Annotated in this window: 18 protein-coding genes; all 18 read left to right on the top strand. The window is 69.1% G+C overall.

Features of this window, described 5'->3' with window-relative positions; genetic code table 11:
* The first annotated feature begins 186 nt into the window (after window positions 1-186).
* Genes C1924_RS19580 through C1924_RS19495 form a run of 18 tightly spaced genes read left to right on the top strand, consistent with a single transcriptional unit; the run spans window position 187 to window position 16,599 of the window.
* Window positions 187-930 (top strand): beta-ketoacyl synthase chain length factor, encoded by a 744-nt coding sequence (locus tag C1924_RS19580; protein WP_108766806.1) that lies wholly within the window; start codon window positions 187-189, stop codon window positions 928-930.
* Window positions 923-1,720, top strand: coding sequence for a lysophospholipid acyltransferase family protein (locus tag C1924_RS19575; protein WP_108766805.1), 798 nt, complete (start codon window positions 923-925; stop codon window positions 1,718-1,720). Before C1924_RS19580 ends, C1924_RS19575 begins: the two co-directional genes overlap by 8 nt.
* Complete coding sequence (locus tag C1924_RS19570; RefSeq protein WP_005411610.1) at window positions 1,707-1,964, top strand: phosphopantetheine-binding protein; 258 nt, start codon at window positions 1,707-1,709, stop codon at window positions 1,962-1,964. The genes C1924_RS19575 and C1924_RS19570 overlap by 14 nt, the downstream gene beginning before the upstream one ends.
* Before the next feature lie 16 nt (window positions 1,965-1,980).
* A complete protein-coding gene (locus tag C1924_RS19565) occupies window positions 1,981-2,238 on the top strand; it encodes an acyl carrier protein (RefSeq protein WP_025878014.1) in 258 nt (85 codons plus the stop codon).
* A gap of 22 nt (window positions 2,239-2,260) precedes the next feature.
* Entirely contained in the window at window positions 2,261-2,812 is a 552-nt protein-coding gene (locus tag C1924_RS19560) for a hypothetical protein (protein ID WP_108767131.1), read from the top strand.
* A complete protein-coding gene (locus C1924_RS19555) occupies window positions 2,805-4,487 on the top strand; it encodes an AMP-binding protein (protein ID WP_108766804.1) in 1,683 nt (560 codons plus the stop codon). The genes C1924_RS19560 and C1924_RS19555 overlap by 8 nt, the downstream gene beginning before the upstream one ends.
* Complete coding sequence (locus C1924_RS19550) at window positions 4,477-5,247, top strand: glycosyltransferase family 2 protein (protein ID WP_108766803.1); 771 nt, start codon at window positions 4,477-4,479, stop codon at window positions 5,245-5,247. Before C1924_RS19555 ends, C1924_RS19550 begins: the two co-directional genes overlap by 11 nt.
* Window position 5,248: 1 nt before the next feature.
* Entirely contained in the window at window positions 5,249-6,190 is a 942-nt protein-coding gene (locus C1924_RS19545; RefSeq protein WP_108766802.1) for an acyltransferase, read from the top strand.
* Window positions 6,180-7,730, top strand: coding sequence for an aromatic amino acid ammonia-lyase (locus tag C1924_RS19540; protein ID WP_108766801.1), 1,551 nt, complete (start codon window positions 6,180-6,182; stop codon window positions 7,728-7,730). Before C1924_RS19545 ends, C1924_RS19540 begins: the two co-directional genes overlap by 11 nt.
* Window positions 7,717-8,148, top strand: coding sequence for an acyl-CoA thioesterase (locus tag C1924_RS19535; RefSeq protein ID WP_108766800.1), 432 nt, complete (start codon window positions 7,717-7,719; stop codon window positions 8,146-8,148). Before C1924_RS19540 ends, C1924_RS19535 begins: the two co-directional genes overlap by 14 nt.
* Window positions 8,145-8,774 (top strand): outer membrane lipoprotein carrier protein LolA, encoded by a 630-nt coding sequence (locus C1924_RS19530; RefSeq protein ID WP_108766799.1) that lies wholly within the window; start codon window positions 8,145-8,147, stop codon window positions 8,772-8,774. Before C1924_RS19535 ends, C1924_RS19530 begins: the two co-directional genes overlap by 4 nt.
* A 7-nt stretch (window positions 8,775-8,781) precedes the next feature.
* Entirely contained in the window at window positions 8,782-11,121 is a 2,340-nt protein-coding gene (locus C1924_RS19525; protein WP_108766798.1) for an MMPL family transporter, read from the top strand.
* 56 nt (window positions 11,122-11,177) lie between these two features.
* Window positions 11,178-12,446, top strand: a complete 1,269-nt coding sequence (locus C1924_RS19520) for an NAD(P)/FAD-dependent oxidoreductase (protein ID WP_108766797.1) — start codon at window positions 11,178-11,180, stop codon at window positions 12,444-12,446.
* Window positions 12,434-12,988, top strand: coding sequence for a DUF3261 domain-containing protein (locus C1924_RS19515; RefSeq protein WP_108766796.1), 555 nt, complete (start codon window positions 12,434-12,436; stop codon window positions 12,986-12,988). The genes C1924_RS19520 and C1924_RS19515 overlap by 13 nt, the downstream gene beginning before the upstream one ends.
* Window positions 12,988-14,178 (top strand): beta-ketoacyl-[acyl-carrier-protein] synthase family protein, encoded by a 1,191-nt coding sequence (locus tag C1924_RS19510; protein WP_108766795.1) that lies wholly within the window; start codon window positions 12,988-12,990, stop codon window positions 14,176-14,178. Before C1924_RS19515 ends, C1924_RS19510 begins: the two co-directional genes overlap by 1 nt.
* Complete coding sequence (locus C1924_RS19505; RefSeq protein ID WP_108766794.1) at window positions 14,175-14,633, top strand: hotdog family protein; 459 nt, start codon at window positions 14,175-14,177, stop codon at window positions 14,631-14,633. The genes C1924_RS19510 and C1924_RS19505 overlap by 4 nt, the downstream gene beginning before the upstream one ends.
* Window positions 14,630-15,361, top strand: a complete 732-nt coding sequence (locus tag C1924_RS19500) for a 3-ketoacyl-ACP reductase FabG2 (RefSeq protein ID WP_108766793.1) — start codon at window positions 14,630-14,632, stop codon at window positions 15,359-15,361. Before C1924_RS19505 ends, C1924_RS19500 begins: the two co-directional genes overlap by 4 nt.
* Window positions 15,361-16,599 carry a beta-ketoacyl-ACP synthase gene (locus tag C1924_RS19495; protein ID WP_108766792.1) on the top strand — a complete coding sequence of 413 codons (1,239 nt, stop codon included), beginning with the start codon at window positions 15,361-15,363 and terminating at the stop codon, window positions 16,597-16,599. Before C1924_RS19500 ends, C1924_RS19495 begins: the two co-directional genes overlap by 1 nt.
* Window positions 16,600-16,604: the final 5 nt, after the last annotated feature.

Below are 16,604 nucleotides of genomic sequence, written 5' to 3'. Positions count from 1 at the left end.
CCCCGTTTCGGTTTGTGAAACATGTATTCCCTGCGCGGGACGTGCTAGCGTTCGCACCTTTCCGGCCGCCAGGGGGGCTGCCGGCGACGTCCTGGACGGACGCACGGCTGCAGGAATGGGGGGCCGCCGCGCGTCGCCATACCGATGGCTCGTGCCTGTGTTCCGCCCATCCACACATCACCGTTCATGATCGAATTTTCCGTTGTCGACTGGGCCGCCTGGGCGCCTGGACTGACAGAACGCAGCCAATGGATGGGCTGGGCCGACGCGCCGTTCCTGCCGCAGGGCGAGGGCACGCCGTCGCTGGCGGAAGTGCCGGCGATGCAGCGCCGTCGTATCGAGCGTCTGGGGCGGATGGCCATCCAGGCCGCATGCTGGTGTGAAGACGCGCAGGGCGCCGACAGCGGGGTGCCGCTGGTGTTTGCCAGCCGCCATGGTGATGTGGCCCGTTCGATGGACCTGCTGGGCTCGCTGGCCGCGTCCGAGCCGCTGTCGCCCACCGGCTTCGGCCTGTCGGTGCACAACGCCATCGCCGCCCTGTATTCCATCGCCCGCGGCCACCGCGGCAACTACCTGGCGCTGGCCGCTGGCCAGTCCACCGTGGAAACTGCCTGCCTGGAAGCCGCTGGCCTGCTGGCCGATGGCGCGCGCGAAGTGCGCGTGGTGGTCTACGAATCGCCGTTGCCCGACGTTTACGCCGAGTTCGCCGACGAACCCGACCCGTTCTTCGCCTGGTGCTGGCGCCTGGCGCCGCCTGGCACGGCCGGCACCGGCCTGCGCCTGGCATGGGAACCGGCCGCCGATGCGGGCAACACCGCACCGGGCCTGCTGCCGCACGCACTGGACCTGCATCGCTTCCTGCTGTCGGCGGCGCCTGCGCTGGAGCACGTGACCCAAGGCCAGCGCTGGCGCTGGAGCCGCCATGGCTGACGCCCTGCGCCGTCTCGACCATGCCTGGCGGGTGTTCGGCACCGGCCTGAGCTTCGCCGCGTTCGGCGTGGGCGGGCTGCTGCTGGGCGTGTTCGTGATGCCGGTGCTGCTGCTGATGCGCGACCCGGTTGCGCGCCAGCGTCGGGCCCGGCGGCTGGTGCAGCGGGCGTTCGCCAGCCACGTCTGGCTGATGTGCCGGCTGCGGCTGATGACGCTGCAGGTGGAAGGCCGCGAGCGGCTGCAACGCGATGGCCTGCTGGTGCTGGCCAACCACCCGACCCTGATCGACGTGGTCTGCCTGATCGCCCTGCTGCCCAACGCGGACTGCGTGGTCAAGCGTGCGGTGGCCTGCAACCCGTTCATGCGCGGCCCGGTGCGCGCGGCCGGCTACATCGCCAATGACGATGGCGCCGGCCTGGTGGATGACTGCGTAGCGGCCGTGCATGCTGGCGGCACCCTGGTCATCTTTCCGGAAGGAACGCGCACTGTGCCGGGGCAGCCGCCACGCCTGCAGCGCGGTGCTGCCAACATCGCCGTGCGCGGGCGCCTGGACATCACGCCGGTACGCATCACCTGTACGCCCGCCACGCTGACCAAGGGCCAGAAGTGGTATCGTGTGCCCTCACGTCGTTTTCACGTTCAGCTGCAGATCGGCGAAGATATCGCCATCGCGCCCTTCCTGGACGAAGATGACGCGTCAAGGGGGGATGCCTTGGCGGCCCGTCGCGTCACCGACCACCTCACTCGTTATTTCGACCTGTCTGGAGATCCGACCCGTGCAAGCACTTGAGCACGAGATCAAGGAATTGATCATTTCCTCGCTTTCGCTGGAGGACATCACGCCGGAGGACATCGATCCGACCGCGCCGCTGTTCGTGGAGGGCCTCGGCCTGGATTCGATCGACGCGCTGGAACTGGGCCTGGCGCTGCAGAAGAAGTACGGTGTCAGCCTCTCGGCTGACTCGGAAGAAACCCGTCGCCATTTTTCCAGCGTGCGCGCGCTCGGCGAGTTCGTCGCCGCCCGCCAGTCGTAAGGCGCCAGGAACTGCCATGACCAAGAATGAACTGTTCGAGCGCATCGTCCGCATCCTGACCGACAGCTTCGAGATCGAACCTGCCCGGATCAGCCCGGAATCGCGCCTGTATGACGATCTGGACATCGACAGCATCGATGCCGTCGACCTGATCGTGCAGCTCAAGCCGCTGCTCGGCCGCAACCTGCAGCCGGAAGCCTTCAAGGCCGTGCGCACCGTGCAGGACATCGTGGATGTCGTGCATGGCCTGCTGCCGGGCCAGGCTGCCGCCTGACCGCAGGCAGGGCATCGCGACCATGGCACGGGCACGCATGGTCGTGGTGGCAGCGCTTTCGCTCGCCTATCCGGTGCTGGTCTACGTGGCCATGGGCCGCTTCGAGCCGCGCTGGTTGTCGCTGCTGCTGTTCGGCCTGGCCCTGCTGCGCGCGCTGAGCACCCGGCAACCGCTGTGGTGGGCGGCCGCCGCAGGCGCTGGCCTGCTGGCCGGGCTGGCGACCGTGCTCAACCAGGCGCTGCCGCTCAAGCTGTACCCCGCGCTGGTGAACGTGGTGATGCTGGCGGTGTTCGCCACCAGCCTGCGTTTCGGCCCACCGCTGGTGGAACGCCTGGCGCGCCTGCAGGAGCCGGACCTGCCTGACTTCGCGGTCGTCTATACCCGTCGCGTCACCCAGGTGTGGTGCGGCTTTTTTGTTATCAACGGTGGCCTGGCCCTGTTCACCGCGCTCCATGCGTCGGACCGGGTCTGGATGCTCTACAACGGATTGTTGGCGTACGTGATGATGGGAGTGTTGTTCGCAGGCGAGTGGCTGGTGCGGCGTCGGGTGAAGGCGGCCCATGCCCATGGCTGACTGGATCGCCCTGGACCGGCTGATGGTTGATGCGCAGCCGGGCCGTGACATCGGCCTCTGCGAAGGCGTGTCCCTGGACCACCCTGCTTTCCGCCTGCGCGTGCTGGGCTGGCGCGATGCGTTCGCCGCTGCCGAAGGCCGCGACTGGGCGCTGTACTTCGATGATGCCATCGCCTTCGCCGCGGCCCTGTTCGGTGCCTGGCATGCCGGCAAGCGCGTGTTCCTCGCGGCCGACAACCTGCCGGCCACGCTGCAGGCGCTGCAGCCGCAGGTCAGTGGTTTCGCTGGCGATGTGCCGGCCGACTACCGCCCGCTGACGCCCGTCGCGGCGGCCGACGGCGTGCTGCAGGTGCTGGATGAGCGCGCCTGCGAACTGTGCGTGTTCACCTCCGGCAGCACCGGCCAGCCCAGTGCGATCAGCAAGCGCATGGACCAGCTGGCGCGCGAAGTGGAGGCGCTGCAGGCGGCGTTCGGCGCCCAGCTCGATGGCGTGCAGGTGCACGGCACGGTGTCCCACCAGCACATCTATGGCCTGCTGTTCCGGGTGCTGTGGCCGCTGGCCGCCGGTCGCCAGATCCAGCCACGGCGCTTCTTCCATGAAGATCTGGTCGGCACCCTGGCCGGCGCCGACAGTGTGCTGGTGGCCACCCCGGCCCACCTCAAGCGGCTGCCCGAGCAGTTGGACTGGGCGAGCCTGCACGGGCGCCTGCGCGCCGTGTTTTCCTCCGGCGGCCCGCTGCCGGAAGAGGCCGCGCGGCAGGTGCGGCAGTGGTTGGGCGTGGCCCCGACCGAGGTGTACGGCAGCAGTGAGACCGGCGGCATCGCCTGGCGCCGCTGGGATACGGACATGCCGCCGTGGCAGCCGTTGCCCGGCGTGGAGTGGCGCATCGAGGAGGGCTGCCTGGCCGTGGCCTCGGCGCACCTGGACAGCGCCGATTGGTGGCGCACCCAGGACCGCGTGGAAGCCTTGGCCGATGGTCGCTTCCGCCTGCTCGGGCGTGCCGACCGCATCGTCAAGATCGAAGAGCGCCGGGTCTCGCTGGACGCGCTGGAACGCGCGCTGCGCGAAGACCCGGAAGTAGAAGACGTGCGCGTGCTGGTGCTGTCCGGCCAGCGCGAGCAGCTGGCGGCGGTGGTGGTACCGGCCGATCCGGCGCAGGTGGTGGCCGGTGATGCCGCGCGCCGCGCCTTCGGCCTGCGCCTGGGCGCGCGCCTGGCGCAGGGCCACGATGCGGTTACCCGCCCGCGCCGCTGGCGGCTGGTCGATGCGCTGCCGATCAATGCGCAGGGCAAGGTCACCCAGGCCGCGCTGGCTGCGCTGTTCCAGCCGCTGCTGCCGGTACCCGCATGGGACCACCGCGCGGCGGCGACGGCGACCCTGCGCATCACCCTGGACGCATCGCTGCGCGCGTTCCAGGGCCATTTCCCGCAGGCCGCCATCCTGCCTGGCGTGGCCCAGCTGGACTGGGCGGTGCGCTTCGCCCGCCAGGCCTTCGCGCTGCCGCGCGGTTTCGTGCGGATGGACGCGGTGAAGTTCCAGCATGTGGCCCGTCCCGGCGACGAACTGACCCTGCAGCTGGACTGGGACGCCGCGCGCGGCGTGCTGGCGTTCCGCTACACCTCCCTGCATGGCACGCACGCCAGCGGCAAGGTGGTCCTCACCGATGCGCATTGAACCGGCCGCCGCTGGTGGCGCCTTCGCGCCGCTGGTGGTCATCCCCGTGTACGACCACGAACATGCCATTGCGGCCGTGGTTGACGGCGTGCAGGCCGCCGGCCTGCCGTGCCTGCTGGTCGACGATGGGTCGCGCGCGTCCTGTGCGGCGGTGCTGCAGGCCCTGGCACACCGCGATGGGGTGGACCTGCTGCGGCTGGACCAGAACCAGGGCAAGGGCGGCGCGATGCTGGCGGGGTTCACCGAGGCCGCGCGCCGTGGCCACAGCCACGTGCTGCAGATCGATGCCGACGGCCAGCACGACACCACCGACCTGCCGCGCTTCATCGACGCTGCACGCACGCGGCCGGACGCAGTGATCTGCGGCATTCCCGCCTACGATGCCAGCGTGCCCAAGGCCCGTCTGTACGGCCGCTATGCCACCCACGTCTGGGTCTGGATCAACACGTTGTCGCTGCACCTGCGTGACACCATGTGCGGCTTCCGCGTGTATCCGCTGCCGCCGGTGCTGCGCCTGATGGGCGAGGAGACGATCGGCCGGCGCATGGATTTCGATACCGAAATCATGGTCCGCCTGTACTGGCGGCAGGTGCCGGTGGACCATCTGGCCACCCGCGTGACCTATCCGTCCGATGGCGTGTCCCACTTCGATGTGTGGCGCGACAACGTGCGCATCAGCCGCATGCACACCCGCCTGTTCTTCGGCATGCTGCCGCGCGCACCGCGCCTGCTGTGGCGGCGCCTGCAGGGGCAGGGCTGAGATGGGCCGCGCGCACGACGCACCGCACTGGGCCGACATCGGCGAATCCACATCGGTGGCCGGTGTGCTGTTCCTGTGCTGGGTGCACCGCTGGTTCGGGCGCTGGCCGTTCCGCCTGTGCGTGTGGCCGGTGGTGATGTGCCACTGGCTGGGCAACCGGGTCGGCCGCCAGGCGTCGCTGCAGTACCTGCAGCGGCTGCAGGCCCACAGCGGCGCGCTGGGCCATGCGCCGGGCCGGCGTGACAGCCTGCGCCATTTCTTCAGCTTCGCCGACACGATGCTGGACAAGATCCTCGGCCTCGGCGGCCGCTACCCGCCCGAGCGCATCCACCTGCAGCGCGATCTGGTGCTGGGAAAAATCGCGCGCCGCGAAGGCGGCCTGATCCTGACCGCACACATCGGCTGCCTGGAACTGTGCCAGGTGCTGGCCGAGCAGGTGCCCGGCTTCCGCATCACCGTGCTGGTGCATACCGCGCACGCGCAGCGCTTCAACCGGCTGCTGCAGCGGCTGGACCCGCTGGCGGCGGTGGAACTGGTGCAGGTGACCGCCATGGGCCCGGCCACGGCGGTGATGCTGGCCGAGAAAGTCGCCTCCGGCGGTTTCGTGGCCATCGTCGGCGACCGCGTGCCGGTGCAGGGCGGGCGCAGCGTGATGGCCGATTTCCTCGGCCACCGTGCGCCGTTCCCGATCGGTGCCTATGTGCTGGCCTCCGCGCTGGCGTGCCCGGTCTACACCATGTCCTGCCTGCACGATGGCGATGGCTATCGCGTGGCGTTTGAACAGTTTGCCGAACGCGTGGTGCTGCCGCGTGGTTCGCGTGATGCCGCACTGGCCGAACAGGCGCAGCGCTTCGCGCACTGGCTGGAACTCCAGGTCATCCAGTCCCCGCTGGACTGGTTCAATTTCTTCCCCTTCTGGGATCAGGCCCCCCATGACGACTGACGCCGTACCCGTGTGCCGTTTCGGCGATGCACCGTTGACCATCGAAGACGTGGTTGCCCTGGCCCAGCGCCAGTGTGATGCCGCGCTGAGCGAAGCGCCCGCCTTCCGCGCGCATATCCAGCGCGGTGCCGATTTCCTCGACCGCCTGCTGCGCGAGGACGGGGTGATCTATGGCGTGACCACCGGCTACGGCGATTCGTGCACGGTGAACATCCCGCCGGCACTGGTGGCCGAACTGCCGCATCACCTGTACACCTACCATGGCTGCGGCCTGGGCCGGTACCTGGACCCGGCCGAGACCCGCGCCGTGCTGGCCGCGCGCCTGGCCTCGCTGGTGCGTGGCATGTCCGGTGTCAGCGTGCAGTTGCTGGAAGGCCTGGCCACCCTGCTGCGGCATGATGTGCTGCCGCTGATTCCGGCCGAAGGCTCGGTTGGCGCCAGTGGTGACCTGACCCCGCTGTCCTATGTCGCGGCCGTGCTGTGTGGCGAGCGTGAGGTGCTGTTCCAGGGCCAGGTGCAGCCGGCCGGCCCGGTGCTGGCGACGATCGGCATGACCCCGCTGAAGCTGCGGCCGAAGGAAGGCCTGGCCATCATGAACGGTACTGCGGTGATGACCGGCCTGGCCTGCCTGGCCTGGCAGCGCGCCGACTACCTGGCGCGCATGGCCACCCGCCTGACCGCGTTCAACGTGCTGTCCAGCGACGGCAATGCGCACCACTTCGACGAAACCCTGTTCGCCGCCAAGCCGCACCCGGGCCAAGGCCGCATCGCTGCGCGCCTGCGTAGCGACCTGCACAGCGAGCGCCCGCCGCGCAACGAACAGCGCCTGCAGGACCGCTATTCGCTGCGCTGCGCACCGCATGTGATCGGCGTGCTGGAAGACAGCCTGCCGTTCCTGCGCCAGCTGATCGAAACCGAACTGAACAGCGCCAACGACAATCCGCTGATCGACGCCGACGGCGAACGCATCCTGCACGGTGGCCACTTCTACGGCGGCCACATCGCGCTGGCGATGGACACCCTGAAGAACACCGTGGCCAACGTTGCCGACCTGCTCGACCGGCAGCTGGCGCTGGTGGTCGATGCCCGCTACAACCACGGCCTGCCGGCCAACCTGTCGGCGGCCACCGGCCCGCGCGCGGCCATCAACCATGGCCTGAAGGCGCTGCAGATCAGCGTGTCCGCATGGACCGCCGAGGCGCTGAAGCAGACCATGCCGGCCAGCGTGTTCTCGCGCTCGACCGAATGCCACAACCAGGACAAGGTCAGCATGGGCACCATCGCCGCGCGCGACTGCCTGCGCGTGATCGAACTGACCGAACAGGTGGTGGCCGCGATGCTGATCGCCGCACGCCAGGGCCTGGCCCTGCGTGAACGGGTTGGCCTGAACGCGCAGCTGCATGGCAGTCTGGCCGACATGTACGCCGACCTGGGGCAGCGCATCGCCCTGGTCGAAGAAGACCGCGCGCTGGATCGCGAACTGCGGGAACTGCTGGTGGAGATCCGCGCGCAACGCTGGGAGCTGTATGTCGGTGAATGAGGCAATCGAACTGGTCGGCGAGATCTCGCTGTCCCCGGCCTTCCATGACTGCGACCCGATGAACGTGGTCTGGCATGGCAATTACTTCAAGTACTTCGAGATCGCACGCTGCGCGCTGCTGGGCCGCTACGACTACGACTACCCGCAGATGCTCGAATCGGGCTACCTGTGGCCGGTGGTCGATGCGCGGGTGAAGTACGTGCGCCCGCTGCTGTTCAACCAGGCGCTGCGCGTGGTGTCGCGCATCGTCGAATGGGAGAACCGGCTGAAGATCGAGTACGAGATCCTCGATGCGCAGAGCGGCCAGGTGCTGACCCGCGCGATGACCATCCAGGTCGCGGTGGACGCGACCAGCAAGGAAATGCTGTACCAGTGCCCGCCGGTGCTGTGGCAGCGTCTGGGAGTGCCCGCACCGTGAATCCTTTCCGCCGTCTTCCGCGCGTGCTGCTGTGCGCGTTGCTGCTCGCCGCTGCGCCGCTGGTGCACGCTGCTGATGCCCCCGTCGATGCGATCACCCAGGCGGTGGCGCGGCCGGACGTGCTGCGCGGCCAGTTCACCCAGGAAAAGCAGGTCAGTGGTTTCAGGAACCCGCTGCGCTCGCAGGGCCAGTTCGTGGTCGCGCGCCAGCACGGCGTCATCTGGACCACGCTCAAGCCGTTCCCGTCCGAAGTCGTGGTGACCGCCGACCGCATCCTCAGCCGCCAGCGCGATGGCAGTACCCGCGTCGAACTGGATGCGCGCCAGCAGCCGGCGATGCGCTCGGTCAACGCGATCATGTTCGCGCTGATGAGCGGCGATGTGCAGGCGCTGTCCAGCCAGTTCAACGTGCAGGCCAGCCGCGAAGGGCAGGGCTGGCGGCTGCAGCTGACCCCGAAGTCGGCGATGCTGGCCAAGGCGTTCCAATCGCTGACGCTGCAGGGTGATCGCTACGTGCGCCAGGTGGAGATCGTGGAGGCCAACAAGGACCGCACGCAGATCCAGTTCAGCGCATTGAGCGAAGCACCGGCCAACCTGTCCGCCGACGAGGCGCGCCGCTTTGACTGATCCGGGAATGGCGAAGGGACCGGAGCGCCTGCGCCGCTGGTGGCACTGGCTGGGCATCGCCTGGCTGCTGGTGCTGCTGGTGCTGGGCGTGCAGCAATGGCGCCTGTGGAGCCAGGAATCGCGGATCGATACCGACATCCTCGCGCTGCTGCCGCAGGATGCGCACGACCGCCTGTTGAGTGATGTCACCCGTCGCATTGCCGATGGCAGCTCGCGCCAGGTGGTGGTACTGCTGGGCAGTGCCGACGGCGCCGCCGCCAAGCGCGCGCAGGCGGCCTTCGCCAAGACGATGGCCAGCGATGCCGACAGCGGATTGCTGGTGCCCAGTGGTTCCATCGAAGGCTGGTTCGATGAAGCACGCGCGTTTTACGCGCCGTACCGCGACCGCCTGCTGACCCCGGCCCAGCGCGAACAGCTGCAGCAGGCCGAGCCGGGCGCACTGGCCGAACAGGCATTGGCCGCGTTGTACGGCCCGATGGGCGCGCCGCGGCTGACCGATTGGCGGCAGGACCCGCTGTCGCTGTGGCCGCAGTGGTGGCAGCAGCAGGCCCAGGGATCCGGCCTGCGCCTGGGAGATGACGGCCTGCTCGACGCCGAGGGCAAGCACTGGGCGGTGCTGCAGTTCGATACGCCGGGTTCGGCGTTCCAGCTGGATGGCGAGCGCCACATCGATGGCCTGCTTGAACGCGCTGGCGAAGCTGCCAAGGCCGCCGCGCCCGGGCTGGAAATCCTGCATGCCGGTGTGCCGCTGCATGCCGAAGCGGCGGCCGTGCAGGCCAACCGGGAAATCAACACCATCGGCTGGGGCTCGCTGGCGGCGGTGCTGCTGCTGGTGTGGCTGGCATTCCGTTCGCTGCGGCCGATCCTGCTGGTGGCCGCCTCGCTGCTGATCGGCTGCGGCGTGGCGCTGGCAGTGACCGTGCTGGTGTTCGGCAAGGTGCACGTGCTGACCCTGGTGTTCGGCGCATCGCTGGTAGGCGTGGCCGAGGATTACGGCATCCACTGGTTCGCTTCGCGCCAGGCCGAACCGGCCGACCGCCGCTGGAAGCTGCTGCGCCACCTGCTGCCGGGCCTGTGGCTGGCGCTGGTGACCAGTGCGCTGGCCTACCTGGCGCTGGGCCTGGCCCCGTTCCCCGGCCTGCGGCAGATGGCCCTGTTCTCGGTGGTCGGCCTGGCCGCCGCGTTCCTCACGGTCATCTTCTGGTTCCCGTGGCTGGACGGTGGCGAGATCCGCCAGACCCGTTTCTCGCAGTGGCTGGGCAATACCCTGGATCGCTTCCCGCGCCTGCACGGCACGCGCGCGGTCACCGTGTTCATCGTCGCCGCCCTGGCCCTGTCGGCCATCGGCATCGCGCGCCTGCAGAGCAACGATGACCTGCGCAGCCTGCAGTCGTCGCCGCCGGCGCTGATGGCCGAACAGATCCGCCTGAGCCAGCTGCTGGGCATGCCCAGCCCGGCGCAGTTCTACCTGGTGCAGGGCGCCGATTCGGACCAGCTGCTGGAACGCGAAGAAGCGCTGACCCAACGCCTGCGCGCGCTGGCCAACGACAAGCGCATTGGCGGCTACCGCGCGATCAGCGACTGGCTGCCGTCCCCGGCGCGCCAGCAGGCCGATGCCGCATTGACCGCCAAGGTCGAGCCGGGCGTGTTGTCGGCGGTCTCCGAGGCGGTGGGCGAGCCGTTGCTACGGCCGGCATTCGCGGCGGCGCCGTTGACCGCCGAGGCCTTCCTTGCCTCGCCGGCCTCGCAGCCGTTCCGCCACCTTTGGGTGGGCACGGTGGGCGGGCAGAAGGTCAGCGTGGTGATGGTCGATGACCTGTCGCGGGCCGATGCACTGGCGACCCTGCAGGGTGCGGCCGAAGGCCTGCCCGGCGTGCGCTGGGTCGACCGCACGGCCGACTTCTCCACGCTGCTGGGCCACTACCGCAAGCTGATGGGCGGGCTGCTGCTGGTCGGCATCGCGCTGGTGTTCGGCGCGCTGTGGCTGCGCTACCGCCGCCAGGCCTGGCGTGTGTTCGCCCCGACCCTCATTGCCGGCGCGTTGACCCTGGGCCTGCTCGGCCTGTTCGGCCAGCCGCTGCAGCTGTTCAACGTACTGGCGCTGATGCTGCTGCTGGGCATGGGCATCGACTACGGCATCTTCCTGATCGAGCACCGCGGTGATGCCAGCGCATGGCTGGCCGTCTGCGTGGGCGCGGCCAGCACATGGTTGTCGTTCGGCCTGCTGGGTCTGTCGCAGACACCGGCGCTGCGCGCGTTCGGCCTCACCCTGCTGTTCGGCATCGGCCTGGTCTGGCTGATCTCGCCGCTGTTCCGGCCACCCCCGCACGACCTGCCGCCGGCCTGACCGCGCGCGGCGCCACACCCTTCCTTTCCACCTGATCGAGCAACAAGGACGCACCGATGAACCCTGCCGTGGATGCACCTGCCCCATCGACCGAGGTCGAACGTACTGAGATCCTGATCATCGGCGCGGGTCCCGCCGGATCGGTGGCTGCGGCCATGCTGCGCCAGCAGGGCCGCCAGGTGCTGATGCTGGAGCGCCAGCAGTTCCCGCGCTTCTCGATCGGCGAAAGCCTGCTGCCGCAGAGCATGGAATACATCGAGGCAGCCGGCCTGCTGCAGGACGTGGTGGAAGCGGGCTTCCAGTACAAGAACGGCGCGGCCTTCGTGCACGGTGAAGCGCGCACGGCTTTCGATTTCCGCAGGAAATTCTCGCCGGGCTGGGGTACCACCTACCAGGTGCAGCGCGCCGACTTCGACAATGTGCTGGCGCGTGGTGCCGAGCGCATGGGCACCACCCTGCGCTTTGGCGATGAAGTGCTGGCCGTGGAAGCAGGCGAGCACCCGGCGGTGAACGTGCGCCGCCCCGATGGCAGCGAGTACCGCATCGAAGCGGACTTCATCCTTGATGCTTCCGGGTTCGCCCGCCTGCTGCCGCGCCTGCTGGACCTGGAATCGCCGTCCAACTTCCCGGTGCGCGGCGCGATCTTCTGCCACGTGCGCGACAACATCCCGGCCGAAGCGGATTTCGACCGCAACAAGATCCTCATCACCACCCACCCCGAGCACATCGACGTCTGGTACTGGACCATCCCGTTCTCCAACGGCTGCTGTTCGCTGGGCGTGGTGGCCGAACCTTCGTTCTTCGAGCGTTACGAGGGCGACGACCTGCAGAAGCTGCAGGCCATCGTCGGCGAGGACCCGAACCTGACCGGCCTGCTGGCCAATGCCGAATGGGCTGTGCTGCCGGTGCGCCGCATCACCGGTTACTCGGCCAACGTCAGTTCGCTGTGGGGCCCGGGCTATGCGCTGCTGGGCAACGCCGGTGAATTCCTCGACCCGGTGTTCTCCTCCGGCGTGACCATCGCCTTCAAGTCGGCGCAGCTGGCCAGCGAATGCCTGAAGCGTCGCTACGCCGGTGCGACCGTCGACTGGGAAGCCGAATTCTCCCTTCCGTTGCGCGCAGGCGTGAAGACCTTCCGCCGCTTCGTGGAAAGCTGGTACCAGGGCGGCTTCCAGAAGATCATCTACCACCCTGACCAACAGCCGCAGGTGCGCGACATGATCTGCTCCATCCTGGCCGGTTACGCCTGGGATACAGACAACCCCTACGTGGCCGACCCCAGCGGCCGCCGCATGCGCGTGCTGGAGGAACTGTGCAGCGCCTGATCGTCCGCTTCAGTGCGGTGCTGCTGTGCCTGCTGCTGGCCGCCTGTGCCAGCCGCATGCCGCGCCCGCTGGTCGAACTGCCGCCGCTGCGCCTGTCGCCGGCCAGCCTGCCGGCGCCGCTGGCGCTGCAGCAGCAGCTGCATTTCCGTTTCGGCAGCCACGAGCGGGATCTGGACGCGCTGCTGGAAGCCGATGCGCAGCAGGTGCAGCTGGCCGTGCAGGCGATGGGCCAGACCGGCGTGCGCCTGCAGTGGGACGGCCGGACGCTGACCCAGCAGCGTGCGCCGTGGCTGCCGCCTCAGGTGCGCGCCGAGCGCGTGCTGGACGACCTGCAGTTCGCGCTGTGGCCCACCGCGGCCATTGCCGCCGCGCTGCCGGCCGGCTGGCAGGTGGCCGACGATGGCCAGCGCCGCAGCCTCTCGCGCGATGGCCAGGTGTGGCTGCAGCTGCAGCGCCTGGACGATGGCAGCGTGCAGCTGGACAACCGCGCCGAGGGCTATGCCCTGCGCATCGAATCGATCGACATGGCCGGGCAGGATTGATGACCGCAGCGATTTACCTGAACGACCTCGGCATCGTCTGCGCGCTGGGCGAAGGCCGCGCGGAGGTCGCTGCGGCACTGTTTGCCGATGCACCCGGCGGGCTCAGCGACAACGACACCGTGCTGCCGGGCCAGACCCTGGCGCTGGGTGAAGTGCGCACGCCGCTGCCGGCGCTGGATGACGTGCCGGTGGCCCTGCGTGGCCGCAACAACGCGCTGCTGGATGCCGCCCTGGCGCAGATCGCGCCGTCGGTGCAGGCCACCATCGCCCGCTACGGCGCGTCGCGCGTGGCGGTGGTGCTGGGCACCAGCACCTCGGGCATCGGTGAATCCGAACAGGCGCTGCGTACGCGCGCCGAAACGGACCAGTGGCCGCCGGGGTTCGATTACGCGCAGCAGGAGATGGGCACCGCGGCGCAGTTCGTGCGCCAGCGCAGCGGTGCGCAGGGCCCGGCCTGGACCTTGTCCACCGCCTGTTCCTCCAGCGCCAAGGCGCTGATGTCGGCCGCGCGCCTGCTGCGCGCCGGCATCGCCGATGCGGTCATCGCCGGCGGCGCCGATTCGCTGTGCCGCTTCACCGTGGCTGGCTTCAGCGCGCTGGAATCGGTGTCGGCGGCGCGCTGCAATCCGTTCTCGAAGCACCGCTGCGGCATCAACATCGGTGAAGGCGCGGCGCTGTTCCTGCTGACCCGTGACGCCGGTCCGGTGCAGCTGGCCGGTTGGGGCGAATCGGCCGATGCGCACCACATGTCCGCACCGGATCCGAAAGGCCTGGGCGCGATCGACGCCCTGCAACAGGCGCTGCAGCGGGCCGGGTGGAACGCGCAGGACGTGGATTACGTGAATCTGCACGGCACCGCCACCGGCCACAACGATGCGATGGAAAGCGTGGCCGTGGCCGAGGTGCTGGGCACCGCCGTGCCGGCCAGTTCGACCAAACCACTGACCGGCCACACCCTGGGCGCATCCGGTGCCATCGAGGCGGCCGTGTGCTGGATCCTGCTGGCTGAAAATCCGGACAACCGGCTGCCGCCGCACTGGTGGGATGGCAGCGCGGACCCGGCCCTGCCGGCCCTGCCGCTGGTCGCGGCCGGCACGCGCCTGGCGCACGCGCCGCAACGGGTGCTGAGCAACTCCTTCGCCTTCGGTGGCAGCAACGCCGTGCTGGCACTGCAGGGGCGGCAGCCATGAGCGGGCCCCTGTTCGCCATCGAAGACGTGGTGCCGCACCGGCAGGACATGTGCCTGCTGGAGCGCATCGTGCGCTGGGACGAAGACAGCATCGAGGCCGAGCTGGTGGTGCCTGCCTCGGGCCTGTTCATCGAAGACGGTGGCGTGCCGGCCTGGGTCGGCATCGAGTACATGGCGCAGGCCATCGCGGCCTGGGCCGGCTGTCGCGCCCGCGTGGCCGGCAACCCGCCGCAGCTGGGTTTCCTGCTTGGCAGCCGGCGCTACGCCAGCACGCACGGCAGCTTCCCCAGCGGCAGCCGGCTGCGCGTACACGCGCGCTGCGAGCTGTTGGGCGACAATGGGCTAGGGATGTTCGCCTGCCGGATCCTGGCGGGTGATGAGGAATGGGCGGTTGCCAACGTGTCGGTGTTTGAACCGGCCGACGCGATGGCTTATCTGGAGAGTGGAGAGGCATGACAGGGAATCGAAGCGTGCTGGTGACCGGCGCCAGCCGGGGCATCGGCCGGGCCATCGCGCTGCGCATCGCGCGCGATGGCTTCGACGTGGTGGTGCATTGCCGCAGCCGCGTGGACGAAGCGCAGGCCGTGGCGGCCGAGATCCAGGCGCTGGGCCCGCAGGCCCGCGTGCTGGCGTTCGACGTGGCCGACCGCGCTGCCGCACGTGCGGCGCTGGAAGCGGACGTGGAAGCACATGGCGCCTACTACGGTGTGGTCTGCAACGCCGGCATCGCCCGCGATGGCGCTTTCCCGGCGTTGTCCGAGGACGACTGGGACCAGGTCATCCACACCAACCTGGATGGCTTCTACAACGTGCTGCACCCGCTCATCATGCCGATGGTGCGGCGTCGGAAACCGGGCCGCATCGTCACCCTGTCCTCGGTATCCGGCGTCGCCGGCAACCGCGGCCAGGTCAATTACAGTGCGGCCAAAGCCGGCATCATCGGTGCCACCAAGGCACTGGCGCTGGAACTGGCCAGCCGCCAGATCACCGTCAACTGCGTGGCCCCCGGCCTGATCGAGACCGATATGCTCAACGAAGAAGTGGTCGACCATGCGCTGAAGCTGATCCCCGCCGGCCGCGTCGGCCGTCCGGAAGAAGTGGCCGCCACCGTCGCGTTCCTGCTGTCCGAACCGGCCGGCTACATCACCCGCCAGGTGATCTCGGTGAACGGAGGCATGATCTGATGGCCGCCGATCGTCGCGTGGTGGTGACCGGTGCCGCCGCCATCAGCCCGCTCGGCCACGACTGGCCGACCATCGAGGCGCACCTGCGCAGCTGCCGCAATGCGGTGCGCACGATGCCCGAATGGGATGTCTACGCCGGCCTGAACACCAAGCTGGCCGCACCCGCGCAGGATTACGACCTGCCGCCGAACTACAACCGCAAGACCACCCGCTCGATGGGCAAGGTGGCCATCATGTCCGTGCGCGCCACCGAAGTGGCGCTGCGCGAAGCCGGCCTGTTCGAGCACCCGGTGCTGCGCAGCGGTCGCGCCGGCGTGGCCTACGGCTCGTCCTCGGGCAGCCACGAAGCCACCGGCGAATTCGGCCGCATGCTGCATGAATTCACCACCGACGGCATCAGCGCCACCACCTACCTGAAGATGATGAGCCACACCGCGCCGGTCAACATCGGCGTGTTCTTCGGCCTGTCCGGTCGGGTCTACACCACCTCCAGCGCCTGCACCTCGGGCAGCCAGGGCGTGGGCGCGGGCTATGAGGCCATCCGCAGCGGCAAGCAGACGGTGATGGTGGCCGGCGGTGCCGAACAGCTCGATGCCACCGCCGCTGCCGTGTTCGACACCCTGTTTGCCACCAGCACGCGCAACGATGCGCCGCAGACCACGCCGCGCCCGTTCGATGCCGGCCGCGATGGCCTGGTGCTGGGCGAAGGCGCCTGCACGCTGATCCTGGAAGACCTGGAACACGCACAGGCGCGCGGCGCGACCATCCTCGCCGAGATCGTCGGCTACGGCACCAACAGCGACGGCCAGCACGTCACCCAGCCCAGTGCGGACACCATGGCCCAGGCCATGCGCCTGGCCCTGGAGGATGCCGGCCTGGAGCCGTCGCAGATCGACTACGTCAACGCGCACGGCACCGCCACCGACCACGGTGACATCGCCGAGACCCAGGCCACCGCGCAGGTGTTCGGCAGCGGCATGCCGATCAGCTCGCTGAAGAGCTATGTCGGCCACATGCTCGGCGCCTGCGGTGCGTTCGAGGCCTGGATGAGCATCGAAATGATGCGCGCCGGCTGGTTTGCCCCGACCCTGAACCTGGGCGAGGTCGACCCGCGCTGCGGCCAGCTGGATTTCATCACCGGACAGGGCCGTGAACTGCAGGCCGAGTACGTGATGAGCAACAACTTCGCCTTCGGTGGCATCAACACCTCACTGGTGTTCCGCCGCTGGAGCGAATGACCGAC

The organism is Stenotrophomonas sp. ESTM1D_MKCIP4_1 (genome assembly GCF_003086895.1).
Taxonomy (GTDB): Bacteria; Pseudomonadota; Gammaproteobacteria; order Xanthomonadales; family Xanthomonadaceae; genus Stenotrophomonas.
Note: the sequence above shows the minus strand (reverse complement) of the source record. Positions and strands in the feature narration are given on the sequence as shown.